Source organism: Gemmatimonas sp. UBA7669, assembly GCF_002483225.1.
Taxonomy (GTDB): Bacteria; Gemmatimonadota; Gemmatimonadetes; order Gemmatimonadales; family Gemmatimonadaceae; genus Gemmatimonas.
The window spans coordinates 319071-334659 of the sequence record NZ_DLHL01000011.1 but is presented as its reverse complement, the minus strand read 5'-3'; the positions used below and the strand labels follow the sequence as shown (position 1 = coordinate 334659).

Sequence of the window (15589 nt, the reverse complement as noted above, 5' to 3'; positions counted from 1 at the left end):
TTTCCCCGCGGTGCGAGGTCCGATGATGGGTCTGTTGCTGACGTCATGAGGCGAACGTTTCTCAGCGTCGCCGTGGCGTTGGCGATCATTGGGGTCCATCAGCCTGCGCTGATGGCGCAGGGCACGGCATCTGGTGTGTCGACGCCGGCCAGTGAGGCGCGGGAAGCACTGGCACGCGCCTATCTGCGTATGGACCGCGCTTACGCTGCTGCCGATTCACTGGGGCGCATCAGTGACTCCACCCGCATGCGGGTGAATCGGACGTTTGATCGTGCCACCTTCAGCTTCTTTGGCGGACGCTTTGCGGCGGCGGTGGCGGCCATCGATTCGTCGGTTCAACTGCTGGCCGTTGCCAGCGGTGTGCCCTCGCCTTCCGTCACCGCGGTGCCGGCCCTTTCGGCATTTCCCGGGGACTCGCGACGCAGCCTGCGTGTGCGCGATGACCTGATCATCCCCATGCGCGTGGTGGCGGCCCCCGCCCTCGTGGCCTCCAAGCGCCCGCTCGGTGTGCTGCTTGCACTGCACGGTGCCGGTGGCGACGAGAACATGTTCGTGGACGCGTACGGGCAGGGCATTGCCGCGCGTCTTGCTGCCGAGCAGGGGCTGGTGCTGGTATCGCCCACCACCACGCCGTTCGTACAGTCGGCCGAGCCTTTCGATTCTTTGCTGGCCGTGCTGCGTCGTGAATTGCGCATTGACACCACGCGTGTGTTCGTGATGGGACACTCCATGGGCGCCGGGGCGGCGGCCAGTCTGGCGCGGGCGCGACCGTCGCACATTGCCGCGGTGGTCTGTCTGGCCGGCGGCGCGTCCGTATCCGTGCCCGGCGCGCCGCCCATGCTGTTCATCGGCGCCGCACTTGATCCCATTATTCCAGCTGCACGGGTTCGCGCGGCCGCTGAGGGCACGCCTACCGGTCGCTACGAAGAACTCGCCGGCGAGGGGCACACGCTCATGGTACGGCGTGGAGTGCTGCGTGGTCTGGCGTGGCTGGCGGAGCAGCGACCGCGCTGAGTGGTGTCGACTCGCGGTCCAGCGTGCTAGCGCGCGCCGTAACCTCGCGCCACCATGCTTGCGGTCACTACCATGGCCACGCTCAACGCGATCTGCACGTGGCTGATGCGCGCCATGATGAGCGCATGACCGGCCATCGCCGACATGGCAGGCAGTTGGCCGCGCGCTTCAGCCACGCGCCAGCGAATGAGGGTGATCATCGGCCACAGCTCGAGCAGGAGAATCAGGCCGAGCAGACCCATCTTCGTCCAGAACACGGGCTGTGCCCAATAGTACGCCGAGGCCTTTTCGGTACCGGCGAAGGCCCGCCACAGGCCGGTGCTCACCCAGAGCATGGCTGCGACGGCCCACCAGTTGTCTGCATGAAACACCCGTGCGAGTGTTCTCCCCGACGCGTGGTCCGGCGTTGAGAGCGCCGAGAGATGGCGGGCACGCGCGTAGATGGCGCCGAGGCCGATGCCCAGCGCCAGCAGGTGCAGGACGGCCAATACGAGTCGCAGCATGATGAGGGCTCCGGTTCAGTAGGTGAGGCGCACGACGACGCGCGTGTCACCGCTATGGACGATCTCCGCCTCGCGGAAACGCGGCGCGCGCAAGCGAGGTCGCGGGTCGTTGGTGGCGGCCCAGCCCTCCTGTGGCAAACCAAGGCGCGTGTCGAGTTTCTCATTGCCATTCTCGTCGTGATGCACGGCCACGGCGTAGCGGCCGGTGGGCAGACCGGTGAAGCGCACACTGTCACTGGTGGCTTTCATGGGCACTCGCGTTGTACGCAGGGCCTGCGACTGGTCGCTGGGGAAGCCCTCGGCGCGGTCATACAGCGCGACGCGCAACTGTCCGCGCACATTGCGGCCCCCCTCGATCACCACAGTCAAGCTGCCAGGTGCGGGAGCCTGGGCTGCAGCGCGATTGCTGCACAGCCCCAGGCAAACGCCGAGGAGGATGGTGGCCAGTGGTTGCCGTGGCAGGCAGGTGGAGGGAGTGCGGCGAATACCGTATTCGGACATGGTAGCTGGGGAGACGATGTGGTGCTTTGGGCTAATGTTGGCACTGACAACATAAATTCCGCATGTTGACGGTGTCAACACCGCAGGGCAGCTTTGCGTGATGAGCGATCATGCGGCTCCCTATCACCACGGCGACCTGCGCCAGGCGTTGTTGTCGGCGGCGCGCGAGGTACTGGAACGCAACGGCCCGGCGTCCCTGAGCCTTCGCGACCTCGCGCGCCAGCTTGGCGTGTCTCACAACGCGCCGTACCGGCACTTCGCCGATCGCGACGCATTGTTGGATGCGCTGAGTGCCGAGGGCTTCGCGCGCCTCGCCGAGTCGCTGCAGCACGTCCGAGGTGACACGGCGACGGAGCGGATCGCCGCCATGGGTCAGACCTACGTGGCCTTCGCCGATGCGCATCCGGGCCTCTTCGCGCTGATGTTCCAGCCCGTTGATGCGACGGCGCGGCCGGAGACCGTGCCCATTGCGACGCGTACGCTCGATCTCCTGCGCGCCGGCATCCGTGAGGCCACGGGGGCTGAGGATTCCGTGGATGTGGCCACCTTGTGGGCGTTGGTGCATGGACTTTCGGCGTTGCGTGCGAACGCGCACCAGCTGTTCATGGAGCCTGCGATGATTCGCGAGGTCACGGCGCGTGCGGCCGAGGCGTTGGTTCAACGGGCGCGGGTCACGCGGTGACGCGTGCCACGACCCAGGGATGCGCATGGGGATATCCGAAGTGAATGGGAGATGGTGACCGAAGTGAGCGGGTCGGGCTGCGGCCGCATCAGCCGGCCAGGGGTGCCAATCGGGATAGCGTCCATGCGGCGAGGTAGAGCCCGAGCCCGTAGATCGCGTGCGTGATGGCGCTTTGTGTGCGCGCGGCCCACGGCTTCGCCGTGCGTGACGCAGCAAACCCCGCTCCCATGGCGGGCTGCATGAGACACAGCGGAGCGGCGAGCGTGGTCATGCCAACACCCATGGCCAGCCCGGGTGTGGGTCGCTCAAGCCAGTCGGTGCCGCCGCACCACACCAGCAACGCGGCGAACATCAGGCCAATGCCGTAGTGTGCCAGCCAGCCAATGGCATGCTCATACGGGAGCGAGGGCGACGCGGCGATGGACGCGTGGCGGAATCGCCCGCGCGGCATGTAGGCGAACCAGCGCCCGATCAGCCGGTAGTTGGCACGGGGGAATCCGAACAGGGGCTCGCGCAGCATGCCCCACAGGTCCATGAACAGGGTGGCGAGCACGCCGATGAGCGCGGTACGTATGGCAAGGGACATGTGGCCTCCGGGTTGCGGGAAACGGCGGACGGAGGCAGCATACGACTTCAAGTCGACTTGAGGTCAAGCACCATGATGGACATCGGCGAAGTGGCCCGCCACACGGGTCTGCGCGCCTCGGCCTTGCGCCACTACGAATCCCTGGGCCTCATTCGGTCCGCCTCACGCCACGGACTGCGCCGGCAGTTTGCCGACGATGTGCTGGATCGATTGGCATTCATCGCGCTTGGACAATCGGTCGGCCTTTCGCTCGACGAGATCGGCCAGATGCTGGGGGCCGACGGCACGCTGTCTGTTGACCGATCGTTGCTGCGCGCGCGCGCCGACGAGTTCTCACGGCAGATCCGGCGGTTGACGGCCATGCGCGACGGCCTGCGACACGCTGCAGACTGTCGCGCACAGCATCATCTGGCCTGCCCGACGTTTCAGCGACTGATTCGCGGCGTCAGGCAACGCACATCCAGATCGCCCAGTGCAACATCTGGGCGCACGCGGCCCGTTACCCGCGATTGAGCACCAGCACGTGATTCACCAACTGGTCCACCGCCATCTCCGTCCCCTGGTAGAAGCCTGAGGTCCTGTTGGCTTCGCAATCGGCTTCGCTGCGATGCAGGGCCGTGAAGATGTAGCGGGTGCCGCGTCCGACAGCCTCCATGGTAACAATGGCGGTGATGGGGATGTCATCAAACACCGCCGGGCGATAACCGGGAAACAGCATGGAGGTCCAGGCGAGCCGTTGCTGCGGCACGACGTCCAGAAAGCAACCAAGGTTGGGGAACGCTGCGCCGTCCCCTACGGCAATGTCGACGCGAAAGGCGCCCCCTGGTCGCAGATCCATCTCGGCGTACGCCACCCGCCCCCACGCTTTGGGCATGTACCATTCGGCGACATGCTCCGGCTTCGTCAGCGCTTCCCATACGAGCGCAATGGGCGCATCGATGAAGCGCTCGATCGCGAAGTCCCGCTTGGGGTCGAACGCAAACGTGGTACTCGCTGTGGGGCTCTGTGGCGCGCTCACGGTGTCGCCTCTCTGGTCTTGAGGTGGTGGACGTGCTGCTCGAATCGATCGAGTCGGGACTCCCACACCGCGCGGCGTGCGCTGAGCCAGTCTTCTGCCAGCTTGAGCCGTTCTGGCGTAAGCTCGTAGGTGCGAATGCGCCCCTGCTTGTTCGACGTCACCAGACGACTTCGCTCCAGCACCGAGAGATGCTGAACAAAGGACGGCAGTTGCATGTCGAAGGGTTCCGCCAGTTCGCTGACGGTGGCCGGACCGACCGACAGTCGTTCGAGCACCTTGCGTCGGGTCGGATTGGAGAGTGCGGCAAACACCGCATCGGCAACTGCAGCTCGGGCCATGGCTGGACGGGGCAAGAGACGGGTGGGTGCACGCAGTCTACGGTCGTCCAACACTTTTGTAAATACCTAAGTATTGGAATCCGCCATCGTTCGGTCAGAATGGGCTCTCGAGACTCAGCCAGGTGGACGCGCGATACCCCGTACCGCGCGCTCAGTCGCCCGGGTACACCACCCAGAGTGCGGGCCGCCCGATATTGCAGTGCACCACGCGGCCCAGCACACTGCCCGTCACCAGCGAGGACAGCAGGGTGAGTCGCGTCTGCTGATGGCCGCCGCGATTCTCTGCCGTCGCGTCATCGTGCAGACGTCGCACGCGGTTGCCGGCTGACGCCACCGGATGAAAGATCGATTCCACCAGTGCCGTGCGTTCCGGCTCGTCATCCTGCCACTGGTCGAGCTGTGAAATGACCCGCGCCGTGTCCTCCACCCCAACCACGCGCGCCGCCTCGGCGTCTGCGTGATAGACCGCCGGCCGTGACATCGTCGGCAGCAACAGCACGGCCACGAACGACCACACGGTGCTCATCGCCGGCAACGACACCCACAGCCGTGCATCGTCCCAGCCAAAGGGCAGCAGCGAGACGCTCAACCACAGGCCCAACGCGGGCCACAGCACGGCCGCCCACCAGCCGCGCATGCGCGCGCCGGAACGCAGTTGCACGCCGCGGCGCACCCACTGCACACGACGCAGGGTCTGCATGTCGCTGCCAGTCCAGCGAGCCGGAATCCACAAGGTCGGTCGCAGCGACCCAAGCCATCCGCCCACGAACGCTTCGTCTGCGGCCTCCACCACGCGGATGGCCCGCGCGTCGAGACCGGCGTTCTTCACTTCGTCGTTCAACGCCGCGGGAAGTGAGCGGACCGGCAGGCGATTCACCCATCGTGCCAACAGCCCCTGCGCCGTCAACACCAGCATGGACACGCCAACCGTCGTGAGCACCGCGGCACGCGTGCCACCAGCGATACCGGCGCTGATCACTGCCGCCATGGATGTCGCAGACAGCAGCGCCAATACCAGCACGCCGCGCAGCCATGACCCCATCCAGATGGAGAGCGGCGGAACCTGTCGAATGGCACGACGTCCGCCCGCATACTCCACCGGCAGCAACAGCAGCGCATGCACCAGATACACGGCCATCGTCAGCGCGAACACCGACAATGCGATGCCGCCGAGTCCCGGCTGCATGCGCCAGCTCGCATCCAGCGGGATCCACGCCTGCCAAACGGCCAGCAGCAGCGCCCCAGCCAGCAGCACGGAGCTCCCCACCCCGGTGATGCCAAGCCGCAGCCGCCGTCGGGCGAAGGGCAGGGCGTGAGCAGACGATGTGGCTGACGGAGCCGAGGCGAAACGCGCGGACGAGGACGACATGACACAGCGGATGGGGCGGGTCGCAGTCGGTCATCGTGCCCGAACGCACGACGGTCTGTGACGTCGGTAAAAATCACGGGGCGCGGTGATGGTTCCTGATATGCGCAGCGCATGAGCCGAAACGCAGGAATTTCTCGCGTGAATGCATACGTCCGTGCAGGACCCTGGCCCTGCGCCGTTCACGTTCTGCTCCCCCTGTGCACGAGGCCCGCATGTTTCGCCGACTGTTGTTCGCTCTGGTTGCGCTGGTATTGCCCGCTGCGCCGGTGCTCGCCCAGCCGCTCTACTCTGACGTGTTCTTCTTCGGGACCAGTGCACTCGACACCGGCAATTGGCTGTTGGACGATGATCTGAAGAACCACCCCGCAGCGCCGACCGCAGACAAGGGTTACTACGACGGGCGCTGGCAGTCTGGACCGGCGTTCTCCGACTATCTGGCCCAGGCGCTCGGCCACGACGCCATGCCTTCGCTGGCCGGAGGTCAGAACTACGCCTATGGCTTCGGTTGGGTGGGCCCACTCGCTGGGGAAGCGGCTCCAACTCCAGGCACACTACGGGCGCAGACCGCGCTCTATTTCAGCTCGCAGGTGACGTCGGCGCTCACCGACTACAGCAGTGTGCTGCCGTCCGATGCCTTGTACGTCATCAACATCGGATCCAACGATTTCGATTTCTTCGGCCGCACCACCGCGCAGGCCGGCGTCGTGGCCGGCGCCGCGGTGTCACAGATCCAGCGCCTGGTCAATGCGGGCGCCACCAACTTTCTGGTGCAAACACTGGGTGGCGCCGTCGACCCGTTTCTCGCCTACAACGCGGCCCTGCTTGGCGGCCTGTCGAGCATCAGCGGCATCACACTGACGGTACTCGACACCCGCGTGTTCAATCAAACGGTGCTGCTGGCCCCCGGGTATCTGGCCGGGCTGGGTATCACGAGCTTTGGCAGCTGTAATACCGACGCCGCCTGCCTCGAAGCAGCCATTGCCGCCACCACGGCGGGCGACCCCTATCTGGACAGTCCCTACCTGTTGTTCGACACCGTGCACCGCAATCCGAAAGTCTCGCAGGCCATGGCCCGTTATGCAGTGGCGCAGTTGCCGGTCCAGGTTCCCGAGCCGGCCAGCGCGTCGCTTCTGGTTGTGTCGGCGCTCGGGCTCGGTCTCGTGGGGTGGCGGCAGCGGAGGCATTAGCTTTCGGGTTTCCGTGGCTTTCCCCGAAAACTCCGTGCGCGCGTGACCCTCATCTCCTGCTCCAACATCGGCATTTCCTTCGGCGCCACCGAGCTGCTCAAGGACATCACTTTCACCGTGGCCGAAGGCGAACGCTGGGGCATCATCGGGCGCAACGGGGCGGGCAAGACGTCCATCTTTGGCGTCATCACGGGTGACCGGCAGCCCACCACCGGCAGTGTGGCGCGCAAGCCCGGCATGCGACACGCCCTGCTCGACCAGCACCGCGCGTTCGAGGGGGCGACCACGGTCTGGGAGGCGGGAGCCGCCGCGTGGCGTGAGGTCATCGCGCTCGAGCAGCGCATCGCTGAGCAGGCCATGCAGCTGGGTGAGCTGGGTGACAAGGTCACGGACGCCATGCTGGAGCAGTTCGGCCGCGACCAGGAGCGCTTTGCCGATCTGGGCGGCTACATCTACCACTCGCGCGTGGACGCGGTGCTGCAGGGTCTTGGTTTCGATGCCGAGGAATCGAAGACGCGTCTCGTGTCCACGCTGTCCGGTGGAGAACGCGGGCGTGTGGGTCTGGCGGCGCAGCTCATTGCGCCAGCCGACCTGCTGATGCTCGACGAGCCCACCAACCATCTCGATCTCGAGACCATTGCGTGGTTGCAGGACTGGCTCAAGGAGTGCGATGAAACGGTGCTGGTGGTGTCACACGACCGTGCGTTTCTCGATGCCATCTGCACGAACATTCTGCACATCGAGGCCAAGTCCTGCGAGTCGTATAAAGGCAACTACAGCCAGTTCGTACCGCAGCGTGCCGAACGTCGCCTCACGCGTGAGCGCGAGCTCGAGAAGCAGCGTGCGTATGTGAAGAAGGAAGAGGAGTATATCCGTCGCAACATCGCCGGTGTGAACTCCTTTCAGGCCAAGGGCAAGCGCAAGCGTCTCGAGCGCCTGCCGCGTTTGGCGCCGCCTCCCGGTGATCCGGCGGCCATGTCGCTCGAGTTCAAGGTGGCCGAGCGCGGCGGTGATCAGGTCATCGACATCAAGGACCTGCGCGTGGAAGTCCCCGGCCGGGTGCTGGTGGAGGACTTCACGGCGGTGCTGCGCCGCAACGACTTCGTGGCGCTGGTCGGTCCGAACGGCGCCGGCAAGTCCTCGTTCATTGCGAGCATCATGGGAGACCGCGCGCCCTCTGGCGGTCAGGCGCGTGTCGGTAGTTCCATCACGCCGGCATACTTCCGTCAGGACCTGAGCGACCTGCCGCTCAACCTGTCCATGTTCGACGCCATCCAGGCGCAGCGTCCGCTCTGGAGCCGCGGGTCGGTGCAGAATCACCTGGGGGCTTTCGGCTTCAGTGGCGAAGAAGTGTTCCGCGAGATCCGCACGCTGAGCGGTGGCGAACGCGCCCGCATGGCCATGGCGCTCATGACGCTGTCCGGCGCAAACCTGCTCGTACTGGACGAGCCCACGAATCACCTCGATGTCGAGAACATCGAGGTACTCGAGGACGCGCTGGAGGAGTACGAAGGCACGGTGCTGATCGTGAGCCACGACCGTGCGTTCCTGCGCGAGGTGGCCACGCGCGTTTGGTGGTTCGACGGTCCGAAGCTCAAGGACTTCGACGGGCCATTTGCGGACTGGGAAGAGACGGTGGAGCGGAAGCGGCTGGCGGTGCGCTGACCCGCGTTGCGGCCCTTCACGCAGCGGCCGGATTCACGGCCGCTGCGGCGGCCGCATGGCGTCGCGTATCATGGTGAGGGCGGCATACACCACCACGCCGATGACCAGCCAGCGAAGCGCCGCAATGGGCAGGTTGGTGACCAGCAGCGCCGCCACCACGACGCCGGGAATGCCGCCCAGCACCAGACCGAGTGCGGGTTGGTTCACCTGTCGCTGCCGTTTGACGAAGGCGATGCCGCCGATGAGCGCGGCGAACGCACCGCTCCCCATCATGATCGGAAAGGCTGCGCGCGGGTCCATGCCCAGGGCGGCCAGCAGCACGAAGGTCGGTCCATAGTTGCCGATGCCAAGCATGATGAGCGCGCCCAGCACGAGATTCACCCCAAGTGCCAGCCAGAGCGCGCCGCCGTCCAGTGTGAGGGCCGTGCCTCCCTCCGGCATGCGGCCCAGTTGCGACACTGTCATGAACAGCGCGGCCACCAGCAGGGCCACAGCCATCCCAACCTGGATGGGCCGACGCGGTAGCCGAGACACGATACCGGCGCCAAGCCAACCACCGAACAGCGCGGTGCTGATCATGAGCAGCAACAGCAGCGGATCGATATCCACTTTGGCGATGAAGATGAACGCCTGCGTGGCCACGGTGAGTGTGAGCCCGACGATCATGGTGCCGGGCAGCCGCTCGTCGGGCACCATGCGCAGTGCCTTGAACAGCGTGGTGGTGGTGGCGAGGGAGCCGATGCCGAGGGTGTCGAGAAAGCTCACCGCAAACCCGATGAGCAGTTGCACCCATGTTGGCCGAAGGCGCTCTGTGCCGTGGCCTCTGAGCGAACGCCACCAGTGCCACACGAAGAGTGCGGAGAGCAGCCCGAGGGCGGACAGGAGCAGCAGGCGAATATCCGGCATGGAGCACCAAGCTACCGTGTATCGCGCAGCCTTGCTGCGCTGCGGACGCGTTGCATTGCTGAGGCAGGGGGCCAGCCGTTAGCATAGCCCGGGAGCATGCCCACTGACACCGGCACGAGGGAGCCATGAGCAGCAACGACGAATTCACCCTGTACGACCTCCGCGTGGAGGTGGTGGCCAATCGTGGACGCATGATGTGCCGCGAGCGCATCGGCGACTACTTCGAGGTGAAGTCCGGCACCATCAGCATGCCGGCCGGTCAGGGATTCCCGCTGTATGCCATGGCGGCGCTGCTGCCCCTCCTGCCAGCCAAGCAGCGCCCCACGCATCCCAATGACTGGATGACCACCGACAGTGACATCGCCTGTCCCGATGTGCATTGCGGCGCGGTGTTTCGCATTTCCCGCACGACAACGCGCACGCTGCGGCACTCCGAGGAGAGCGGCGAAGCACTGCCCGGCGCTTCGGCATGACCACGCATGTGACGCCTCGCCGGTTGCTCGCAGCGGGCTACGATATTCCACCGGTCATTGCCGGCGCGTGGCAGCTCTCTCAAGGGCACTCCCAACAGACCCTGGATCAGGGCGCCCTGTTTCGCACCTGGGACATGCTGGCGGCGCATGGCTGCGATACACTGGATTGTGCCGACATCTACACCGGCGTGGAGTCGCTCATTGGCGACTATCGCGCCGCGCGGCCGGGGCGCCGCATTCAGGTACACACCAAGTTCGTGCCCGATCGTGATGCGCTGAGCACGGTGGATCGCGCCTATGTGACGCGCATCGTGGACCGCTCACTTGCGCGACTGCGCACCGAGGCCCTGGACCTGGTGCAATTTCATTGGTGGCGATACGAGGTGCCGGGCATGCTGGAGGTGGCGGGCTATCTGGACGAGCTGCGCCAGGCCGGCAAGATCCGCCACATGGCACTCACCAACACCAATACCGACCAGACGCGCGCGCTGCTTGACGCCGGCATTCCTCTGGTGGCGACGCAGGTGCAATACTCGGTACTTGATCGACGTCCCGCGTCGTCGCTGGCGCCCCTCGCCGTGGCTCGTGGCCTGCAGCTGTTGTGTTATGGGTCGGTGGCGGGTGGATTTCTGGGTGAGGCGTGGCGCGGAGCGAGCGCGCCGACTGACGATCTCGAGAATCGTTCACTGGTCAAGTATCGGTTGATCATCGACGATTGCGGCGGCTGGGCGGCCTTCCAGCGGCTCCTCGAGGTGCTGGCCGACATCGCGAGTCGCCATGCTGTCGGTATCGCCAACGTCGCGCAGCGCTGGGTACTCGACCAGCCCGGCGTGGGCGCGGTGATTGTGGGCTTTCGTGGTGAGGCCAGCGCCCGTCGCACGCTGGCCACACTCGGACTCGCACTTACCGCCGACGATCACGCACAGCTGCGCGAGGTACTCGACACGCTTTCCCTTCCGGCTGGTGATGTGTATGACGCCGAGCGCGACCCCTCGAGCGTGCATGCGGGCATCATCCGGTACAATCTGAACGCGGCGGCCGGCAACGACACGTTGGACTCGTAGCGGCGGACTGCCGGCCGCGGCGTTCCTTCGCATACCTCATGCGCCCGGCGGCCGCGCGGGGATGCGAAGCAGCTTCGTGCGCAGCGTTCCCCCGCGGACCGACTCGCCCGCGAAGAAGCGCGACAGCCGCTGCGCAATGGTGGCAGAGGAGGTCCACAGGTCGTCATCGTGTCCGGCCTGATCGAGTATCAGATGCCGGGCATTCCGGAACCCCTGCATGACCTCGCGCGCATTGGATACCGGCGTGCGGCCATCCATGGTACCGCTCACAAACAGGGCGGGCACATCGCTGGTGACGGGGGCACGGAATCCGTCACCGAGGTCAGGCAGGCCCAGGTCCTCACCAAGCGTGAGCCACGGAAAGTTGAGCGCTTCGCCCAGAACACTTTGCTGCTGATCGCGCAGGACCGCTGTGCGGCGAGCGGGTGAGGCACCGGATGCCACGTCCATGACCAGCGGCATGGCCGAGAACCGCGCGAGTTGACTGCGCACCTGCCAGGCAAACTGTGCAAACAGGCTCGGATCCCCGCGGTGCAGCGCGCCCAGCATCACCGGCAGCAGCGAACTGGTTTGCGTGCGCCCGATCATGGCCGCCACCACCAGTTGCAGGTCGAAGGTACCGAGGTGGACAGGTGGTGCCTCCATCGGGGCACCGGGAATTCGCACGACCAATGGCGCCGACTCGAGACGTTCCAGCGCCCGACGCAGCACAAACCACAGGTCGCGTGTGTGCACCTGCGCCGCGCGGTCGCGTCCAGCCCAGCGGTGCAGGCGATCAATGAGTCGATCCGCTTCGAGTGGTGACTTGAGCGTATGGTCGGGGCCTTCCGTACCCATGAGCACCACGCGCGCCACCTGCGCGGGATACGCTCGCACGACGGCCAGCGCGAGGTGCGTACCATAGCTCATGCCCCAGAGGCTGATCTGTGGGACGCCAAGCGCCTGACGTACCAACTCCACGTCGTGTGCGCTCTGTATGGTGGTGTAGGCCGCGAGATCCACGCCTTGCTTGCGCCAGGCGTTCACACAGCGCGCCGCTTCGGCCTTCATGATGGTGGCGGCCTCTGATGGCCCGAGGGCACGAACGACGGGCCATATCGGCTGCGATGTTCCTGGGCAGGGTGGGGGCGGTTCAGAGCGTCCGGTGCCACGCTGGTCGAGCAGGATCACGTCCGCATGCTGACGTACGGCATCAAACACGGGCCATCGGACGCCTCGTGCGGCATCAATGCCTGATCCACCAGGGCCGCCAGCCAGATAGACCACGGGCGGCGCGGTGGCTACGCCCACGGCTTTGAGTCGCACAAAACGCAATACCATCGACGGCCCGGTTGGGTCTTCGTGATGGCGCGGCACGTTCACACTGCCCAACTCGGCTGGCACCTCGCCATGCCCGCGGGTGGCCAGCGTGAACGGTTCAAGCGTGAGGTTGGGTGTCGACGGCGAACGCTGTGCGCTGACCGGCCTGGTCATGGTGGCCGAGGCAGAGATGGCCATCGCCAGCAGGAGACCGACGATTCGTGGGCGCGGATCGGCAGCGCGCCGGAGCGAATTGAACGCGCAACACCGGGACGTATCGCCGGGACTGGAGACGCAGCAGAAACGCGCAGGCATGGAGTGACTCCGTCGAAGACTGTGCCTCGTATGCTGGCACTGGACCGGCGGAGTGTGCGAACCACGTCGCCCAACGGCTCTGCGAGGCCGATGAACGTCTCATGCAGGGTCCGCCGTGCAATTACATTCGCGGCATGGTTCGTTCGCGCGTCCGTCTCGGACTGGTGGCCTCGGGTCTCGCCGGCCTGTTGTGGATGGCCCACTGGCTTGCCACGCCCCCGGCCGGTGTTCCGGTAGCACGCCGCGAGATGCGACTCATGGCGCCGGAAGGGAACGCGCGCGTCGGCGAGGCACCGTGGAGGTCATTTGATGATGCCGTGCTGGTTGGGTGGCGGGGGCCCTACGAGCTGCGGTACCAGTTTCAGATTGCCGACGCCGATGCCGCGGTACCGCTTGGGGTGCACATCGCTCTGCGCGCGGGTTTCACGGCTTCTTGGGATGGCGTCGCGCTGCCGCCCAATGGGCAACCCGGCAACGATCGCGCGAGCGAAAGGCCGGGTCGCGTGGATTGGGTGGTGCCCGTTCCGTCGGGCTTCTCGCAGCCGGGCACACACGAACTGCGACTCGTCGCCTCGAGTCACGGGTTGGCGACGTCCCTCCGCTCGAGCGATGCGCGCGTTCGGGTCGCCGCGTACGACGCACTCCTGGCGGCGCCGTATCGCGCCTGGCTGATTCCGCTCATGGCCATGGGCTGCGTGTTGGCTGGCGCATGCTATGTGGCCGTGATTCTCCTGGGGTCACCAAAGCCGAGCCAGTCCAGTGGTCTGCTGCTCAGCATGGCCGGCAGTGGTGTGCTCCTGAGCATGGCCGAGGGCTGGCGCGCTCTCGTGGGCTATGCCTATCCGTGGCACGGGTTGCGTCTGTCAGTTGTTCTGGCGCTGACGGCACTCACGATGGGCCTGATGGTCGGTTATTTCGCCTCGCGCTTCTCCACGCCTCGTTGGTTCCTGCGGCCGCCCTGGTCAGTCGGTATTGCGGCGCTGATCGGGCTCCCATTCGTACTGGGCCTCGCGCACTTCGATGCGACGGTGTGGTTGCTCCACATGATGGGACTCTCGCTGTCGCTGTTCATCACGGTGCGCACGGCACGACTCGCGGGGCGCGCATCTGACACGCGGCCTCGGACATCGCCCGACACGGTCGCCGCGCTCATCGCCACCGCACTGGTCGCCGCGGCGCTCGACCCGTCGGCCTATATCGACGGGTTGTACACCATATCCCTGGCGGTAATCATGGCTGTTGTGCTGCTGGGGCATGCAACCCACCAGCGCGAGATTGCAGCCAGGGCCCTGGCCCTCGAGAACAGCCGCGTGCGACTCACCAGCGCGCTGCTGCGCAAGAGCATTCAACCGCACTGGCTCATGAACACGCTGACCTCGCTGCAAGAGCTCATCGAGGTGGACCCCTCGCGCGCCAGTCGCCTCGTGGATCTGCTCGGTGATGAGTTTCGAATGGTGACCGAAGCCAGCACACGTTCGCTCATTGCGGCGCGGCGTGAGTTGCAGCTATGTCAGACACATCTTGCCATTGTTTCGCTGGCGCTGCCTGCGCCGCGGCGTCTGGACGTGGAAGGGGAAGACCTGCTTGAGGGTGTTGCGCTGCCCCCCGGCATTCTTCACACGCTCGTTGAAAACGGACTGACACACGGCGGGGTGGACGCACCGACAGCGGGTCCGGATTTCACGTTGACGGTTCGCCGAACCCCTGACGTGTTGATATTGACACTGCGGACCCCAGCGGCGAAACAGTCTGCCGCACTACGCGAGACCGCACCTGAACCGGCTCGCGGCACTGGTACGCAGTTTGTGGAGGCGAGTCTCGAGGCGGCGTTTCCCTCGCAGTGGCGGCTCGAGCAGGGAGAATCCAACGGACGGTGGCAGACCACGATTGCGCTGCCGTACACCGCCGCGCGCCATCTGCACGATACGGACGGGCGCGTCGTATGAGTGAGCGTTTACTCATTGTCGAAGACGAGCCCCTCGTCCGACAGCGGCTGGAGCGCCTGTGCCGCGAGATACTGGGCAAAGGAGCCCGCATTCATACGGCAGACCGTGTAGAGGACGCCGCCGACTTGCTGCGAGCGCGCCCCATTGATGTGCTGCTGCTCGATCTCAATCTGCGGGGAGAGAACGGCTTTGCCGTGCTGCAGCAGGCTGCAGCCTGCGCCTTCCACACCATCGTGATCTCAGCGTACACGGAGCGCGCACTTGAAGCCTTTTCGCACGGGGTGGTGGACTTTGTGCCCAAGCCCTTCACCCGTGAACGCCTGCAGCAGGCGCTCGATCGCGCCCGAGGGCAAGGGATGTCCACGCGCGCGCTTCGTCATCTCGGCGTGTGGCGCGGTGCGAATGTGCAGTTCGTCGACGTCGCGGATGTCTGTTGCATCACGGCCGACGGTGACTACAGTCTGCTGCAACTCCGTGATGGACGACGCCTGCTGCATGACAAGTCGCTTGACCGGCTCGAATCGCTGCTCCCGGCATCGTTTCATCGGGTGCATCGATCCCATCTCGTCAATCTTGTTTACGCGGATCGTCTTGAGGTGCAGAGCGGGAGCCGGTATACCCTGTACCTGCGCCACGGCCTTGCTGTGCCGGTTGGCCGATCGCGCGTGGAGCAGCTGCGGGAGCGCCTGGGATAGCGGCACGATGTGATGGATGGGTCCGCCC

Annotated in this window: 17 protein-coding genes; 9 read left to right on the top strand and 8 right to left on the bottom strand. The window is 65.8% G+C overall.

The genetic code is table 11. The annotated features are described in order from the left end of the window. The first annotated feature begins 45 nt into the window (after positions 1-45). A complete protein-coding gene (locus B2747_RS03805; RefSeq protein WP_291157038.1) occupies positions 46-1014 on the top strand; it encodes a serine aminopeptidase domain-containing protein in 969 nt (322 codons plus the stop codon). A gap of 26 nt (positions 1015-1040) precedes the next feature. Here the strand turns inward: B2747_RS03805 and B2747_RS03800 are convergent, their stop codons facing one another. Both B2747_RS03800 and B2747_RS03795 read right to left on the bottom strand, forming a co-directional pair. After that, positions 1041-1517 carry a DUF2214 family protein gene (locus tag B2747_RS03800; protein ID WP_291157037.1) on the bottom strand — a complete coding sequence of 159 codons (477 nt, stop codon included), beginning with the start codon at positions 1515-1517 and terminating at the stop codon, positions 1041-1043. A gap of 15 nt (positions 1518-1532) precedes the next feature. Beyond that, the gene (locus B2747_RS03795) at positions 1533-2018 is read right to left on the bottom strand and encodes a DUF2141 domain-containing protein (protein WP_291157035.1); all 486 of its coding nucleotides are present in this window, start codon (positions 2016-2018) and stop codon (positions 1533-1535) included. Positions 2019-2118: 100 nt separating this feature from the next. Here B2747_RS03795 and B2747_RS03790 point away from each other — a divergent pair, with 100 nt between their 5' ends. Then, the gene (locus B2747_RS03790; protein ID WP_291157033.1) at positions 2119-2700 is read left to right on the top strand and encodes a TetR/AcrR family transcriptional regulator; all 582 of its coding nucleotides are present in this window, start codon (positions 2119-2121) and stop codon (positions 2698-2700) included. A gap of 88 nt (positions 2701-2788) precedes the next feature. Here B2747_RS03790 and B2747_RS03785 read toward each other — a convergent pair whose 3' ends face one another. Then, positions 2789-3286: a DUF2938 domain-containing protein gene (locus tag B2747_RS03785; protein WP_291157032.1), complete on the bottom strand. Its 498-nt coding sequence runs from the start codon at positions 3284-3286 to the stop codon at positions 2789-2791. A gap of 72 nt (positions 3287-3358) precedes the next feature. On the opposite strand from B2747_RS03785, the gene B2747_RS03780 reads away from it, so the two are divergent. Next, complete coding sequence (locus B2747_RS03780) at positions 3359-3799, top strand: helix-turn-helix domain-containing protein (RefSeq protein ID WP_291157031.1); 441 nt, start codon at positions 3359-3361, stop codon at positions 3797-3799. Here B2747_RS03780 and B2747_RS03775 read toward each other — a convergent pair. From B2747_RS03775 to B2747_RS03765, 3 genes are all read right to left on the bottom strand, one after another. After that, positions 3786-4304 carry an SRPBCC domain-containing protein gene (locus B2747_RS03775; RefSeq protein WP_291157030.1) on the bottom strand — a complete coding sequence of 173 codons (519 nt, stop codon included), beginning with the start codon at positions 4302-4304 and terminating at the stop codon, positions 3786-3788. The genes B2747_RS03780 and B2747_RS03775 overlap by 14 nt on opposite strands. After that, entirely contained in the window at positions 4301-4642 is a 342-nt protein-coding gene (locus B2747_RS03770; protein WP_291157029.1) for an ArsR/SmtB family transcription factor, read from the bottom strand. Before B2747_RS03770 ends, B2747_RS03775 begins: the two co-directional genes overlap by 4 nt. Positions 4643-4793: 151 nt before the next feature. Then, complete coding sequence (locus tag B2747_RS03765; RefSeq protein ID WP_291157028.1) at positions 4794-6011, bottom strand: hypothetical protein; 1218 nt, start codon at positions 6009-6011, stop codon at positions 4794-4796. A gap of 212 nt (positions 6012-6223) precedes the next feature. On the opposite strand from B2747_RS03765, the gene B2747_RS03760 reads away from it, so the two are divergent. Together B2747_RS03760 and B2747_RS03755 are read left to right on the top strand one after the other, a co-directional pair. Beyond that, positions 6224-7198 (top strand): SGNH/GDSL hydrolase family protein, encoded by a 975-nt coding sequence (locus B2747_RS03760; protein WP_291157026.1) that lies wholly within the window; start codon positions 6224-6226, stop codon positions 7196-7198. Positions 7199-7240: 42 nt separating this feature from the next. Beyond that, on the top strand, positions 7241-8863 hold the full coding sequence (locus B2747_RS03755) for an ABC-F family ATP-binding cassette domain-containing protein (RefSeq protein WP_291157023.1): 1623 nt from the start codon (positions 7241-7243) through the stop codon (positions 8861-8863). 33 nt (positions 8864-8896) lie between these two features. Here the strand turns inward: B2747_RS03755 and B2747_RS03750 are convergent, their stop codons facing one another. Then, on the bottom strand, positions 8897-9769 hold the full coding sequence (locus tag B2747_RS03750; protein WP_291157021.1) for a sulfite exporter TauE/SafE family protein: 873 nt from the start codon (positions 9767-9769) through the stop codon (positions 8897-8899). A gap of 125 nt (positions 9770-9894) precedes the next feature. On the opposite strand from B2747_RS03750, the gene B2747_RS03745 reads away from it, so the two are divergent. Both B2747_RS03745 and B2747_RS03740 read left to right on the top strand, forming a co-directional pair. After that, positions 9895-10242, top strand: coding sequence for a TIGR04076 family protein (locus B2747_RS03745; RefSeq protein WP_291157019.1), 348 nt, complete (start codon positions 9895-9897; stop codon positions 10240-10242). Beyond that, entirely contained in the window at positions 10239-11306 is a 1068-nt protein-coding gene (locus B2747_RS03740) for an aldo/keto reductase (RefSeq protein ID WP_291157017.1), read from the top strand. Before B2747_RS03745 ends, B2747_RS03740 begins: the two co-directional genes overlap by 4 nt. 36 nt (positions 11307-11342) lie before the next feature. On the opposite strand, the gene B2747_RS03735 is transcribed toward B2747_RS03740, so the two are convergent. Continuing rightward, complete coding sequence (locus B2747_RS03735) at positions 11343-12803, bottom strand: alpha/beta fold hydrolase (RefSeq protein ID WP_291157015.1); 1461 nt, start codon at positions 12801-12803, stop codon at positions 11343-11345. A gap of 251 nt (positions 12804-13054) precedes the next feature. Here B2747_RS03735 and B2747_RS03730 point away from each other — a divergent pair, with 251 nt between their 5' ends. Both B2747_RS03730 and B2747_RS03725 read left to right on the top strand, forming a co-directional pair. Continuing rightward, positions 13055-14866, top strand: coding sequence for a histidine kinase (locus tag B2747_RS03730; RefSeq protein ID WP_291157013.1), 1812 nt, complete (start codon positions 13055-13057; stop codon positions 14864-14866). After that, positions 14863-15561: a LytR/AlgR family response regulator transcription factor gene (locus B2747_RS03725; protein ID WP_291157011.1), complete on the top strand. Its 699-nt coding sequence runs from the start codon at positions 14863-14865 to the stop codon at positions 15559-15561. The genes B2747_RS03730 and B2747_RS03725 overlap by 4 nt, the downstream gene beginning before the upstream one ends. Positions 15562-15589: the final 28 nt, after the last annotated feature.

Excerpts from the sequence above, each read along its gene's own strand:
- B2747_RS03805 (WP_291157038.1), top strand. The coding sequence starts at position 46 with ATGAGGCGAACGTTTCTCAGCGTCGCCGTGGCGTTGGCGATCATTGGG.
- B2747_RS03800 (WP_291157037.1), bottom strand. The coding sequence starts at position 1,517 with ATGCTGCGACTCGTATTGGCCGTCCTGCACCTGCTGGCGCTGGGCATC.
- B2747_RS03795 (WP_291157035.1), bottom strand. The coding sequence starts at position 2,018 with ATGTCCGAATACGGTATTCGCCGCACTCCCTCCACCTGCCTGCCACGG.
- B2747_RS03790 (WP_291157033.1), top strand. The coding sequence starts at position 2,119 with ATGAGCGATCATGCGGCTCCCTATCACCACGGCGACCTGCGCCAGGCG.
- B2747_RS03785 (WP_291157032.1), bottom strand. The coding sequence starts at position 3,286 with ATGTCCCTTGCCATACGTACCGCGCTCATCGGCGTGCTCGCCACCCTG.
- B2747_RS03780 (WP_291157031.1), top strand. The coding sequence starts at position 3,359 with ATGATGGACATCGGCGAAGTGGCCCGCCACACGGGTCTGCGCGCCTCG.
- B2747_RS03770 (WP_291157029.1), bottom strand. The coding sequence starts at position 4,642 with ATGGCCCGAGCTGCAGTTGCCGATGCGGTGTTTGCCGCACTCTCCAAT.
- B2747_RS03765 (WP_291157028.1), bottom strand. The coding sequence starts at position 6,011 with ATGTCGTCCTCGTCCGCGCGTTTCGCCTCGGCTCCGTCAGCCACATCG.
- B2747_RS03760 (WP_291157026.1), top strand. The coding sequence starts at position 6,224 with ATGTTTCGCCGACTGTTGTTCGCTCTGGTTGCGCTGGTATTGCCCGCT.
- B2747_RS03750 (WP_291157021.1), bottom strand. The coding sequence starts at position 9,769 with ATGCCGGATATTCGCCTGCTGCTCCTGTCCGCCCTCGGGCTGCTCTCC.
- B2747_RS03745 (WP_291157019.1), top strand. The coding sequence starts at position 9,895 with ATGAGCAGCAACGACGAATTCACCCTGTACGACCTCCGCGTGGAGGTG.
- B2747_RS03740 (WP_291157017.1), top strand. The coding sequence starts at position 10,239 with ATGACCACGCATGTGACGCCTCGCCGGTTGCTCGCAGCGGGCTACGAT.
- B2747_RS03735 (WP_291157015.1), bottom strand. The coding sequence starts at position 12,803 with ATGGCCATCTCTGCCTCGGCCACCATGACCAGGCCGGTCAGCGCACAG.
- B2747_RS03730 (WP_291157013.1), top strand. The coding sequence starts at position 13,055 with ATGGTTCGTTCGCGCGTCCGTCTCGGACTGGTGGCCTCGGGTCTCGCC.
- B2747_RS03725 (WP_291157011.1), top strand. The coding sequence starts at position 14,863 with ATGAGTGAGCGTTTACTCATTGTCGAAGACGAGCCCCTCGTCCGACAG.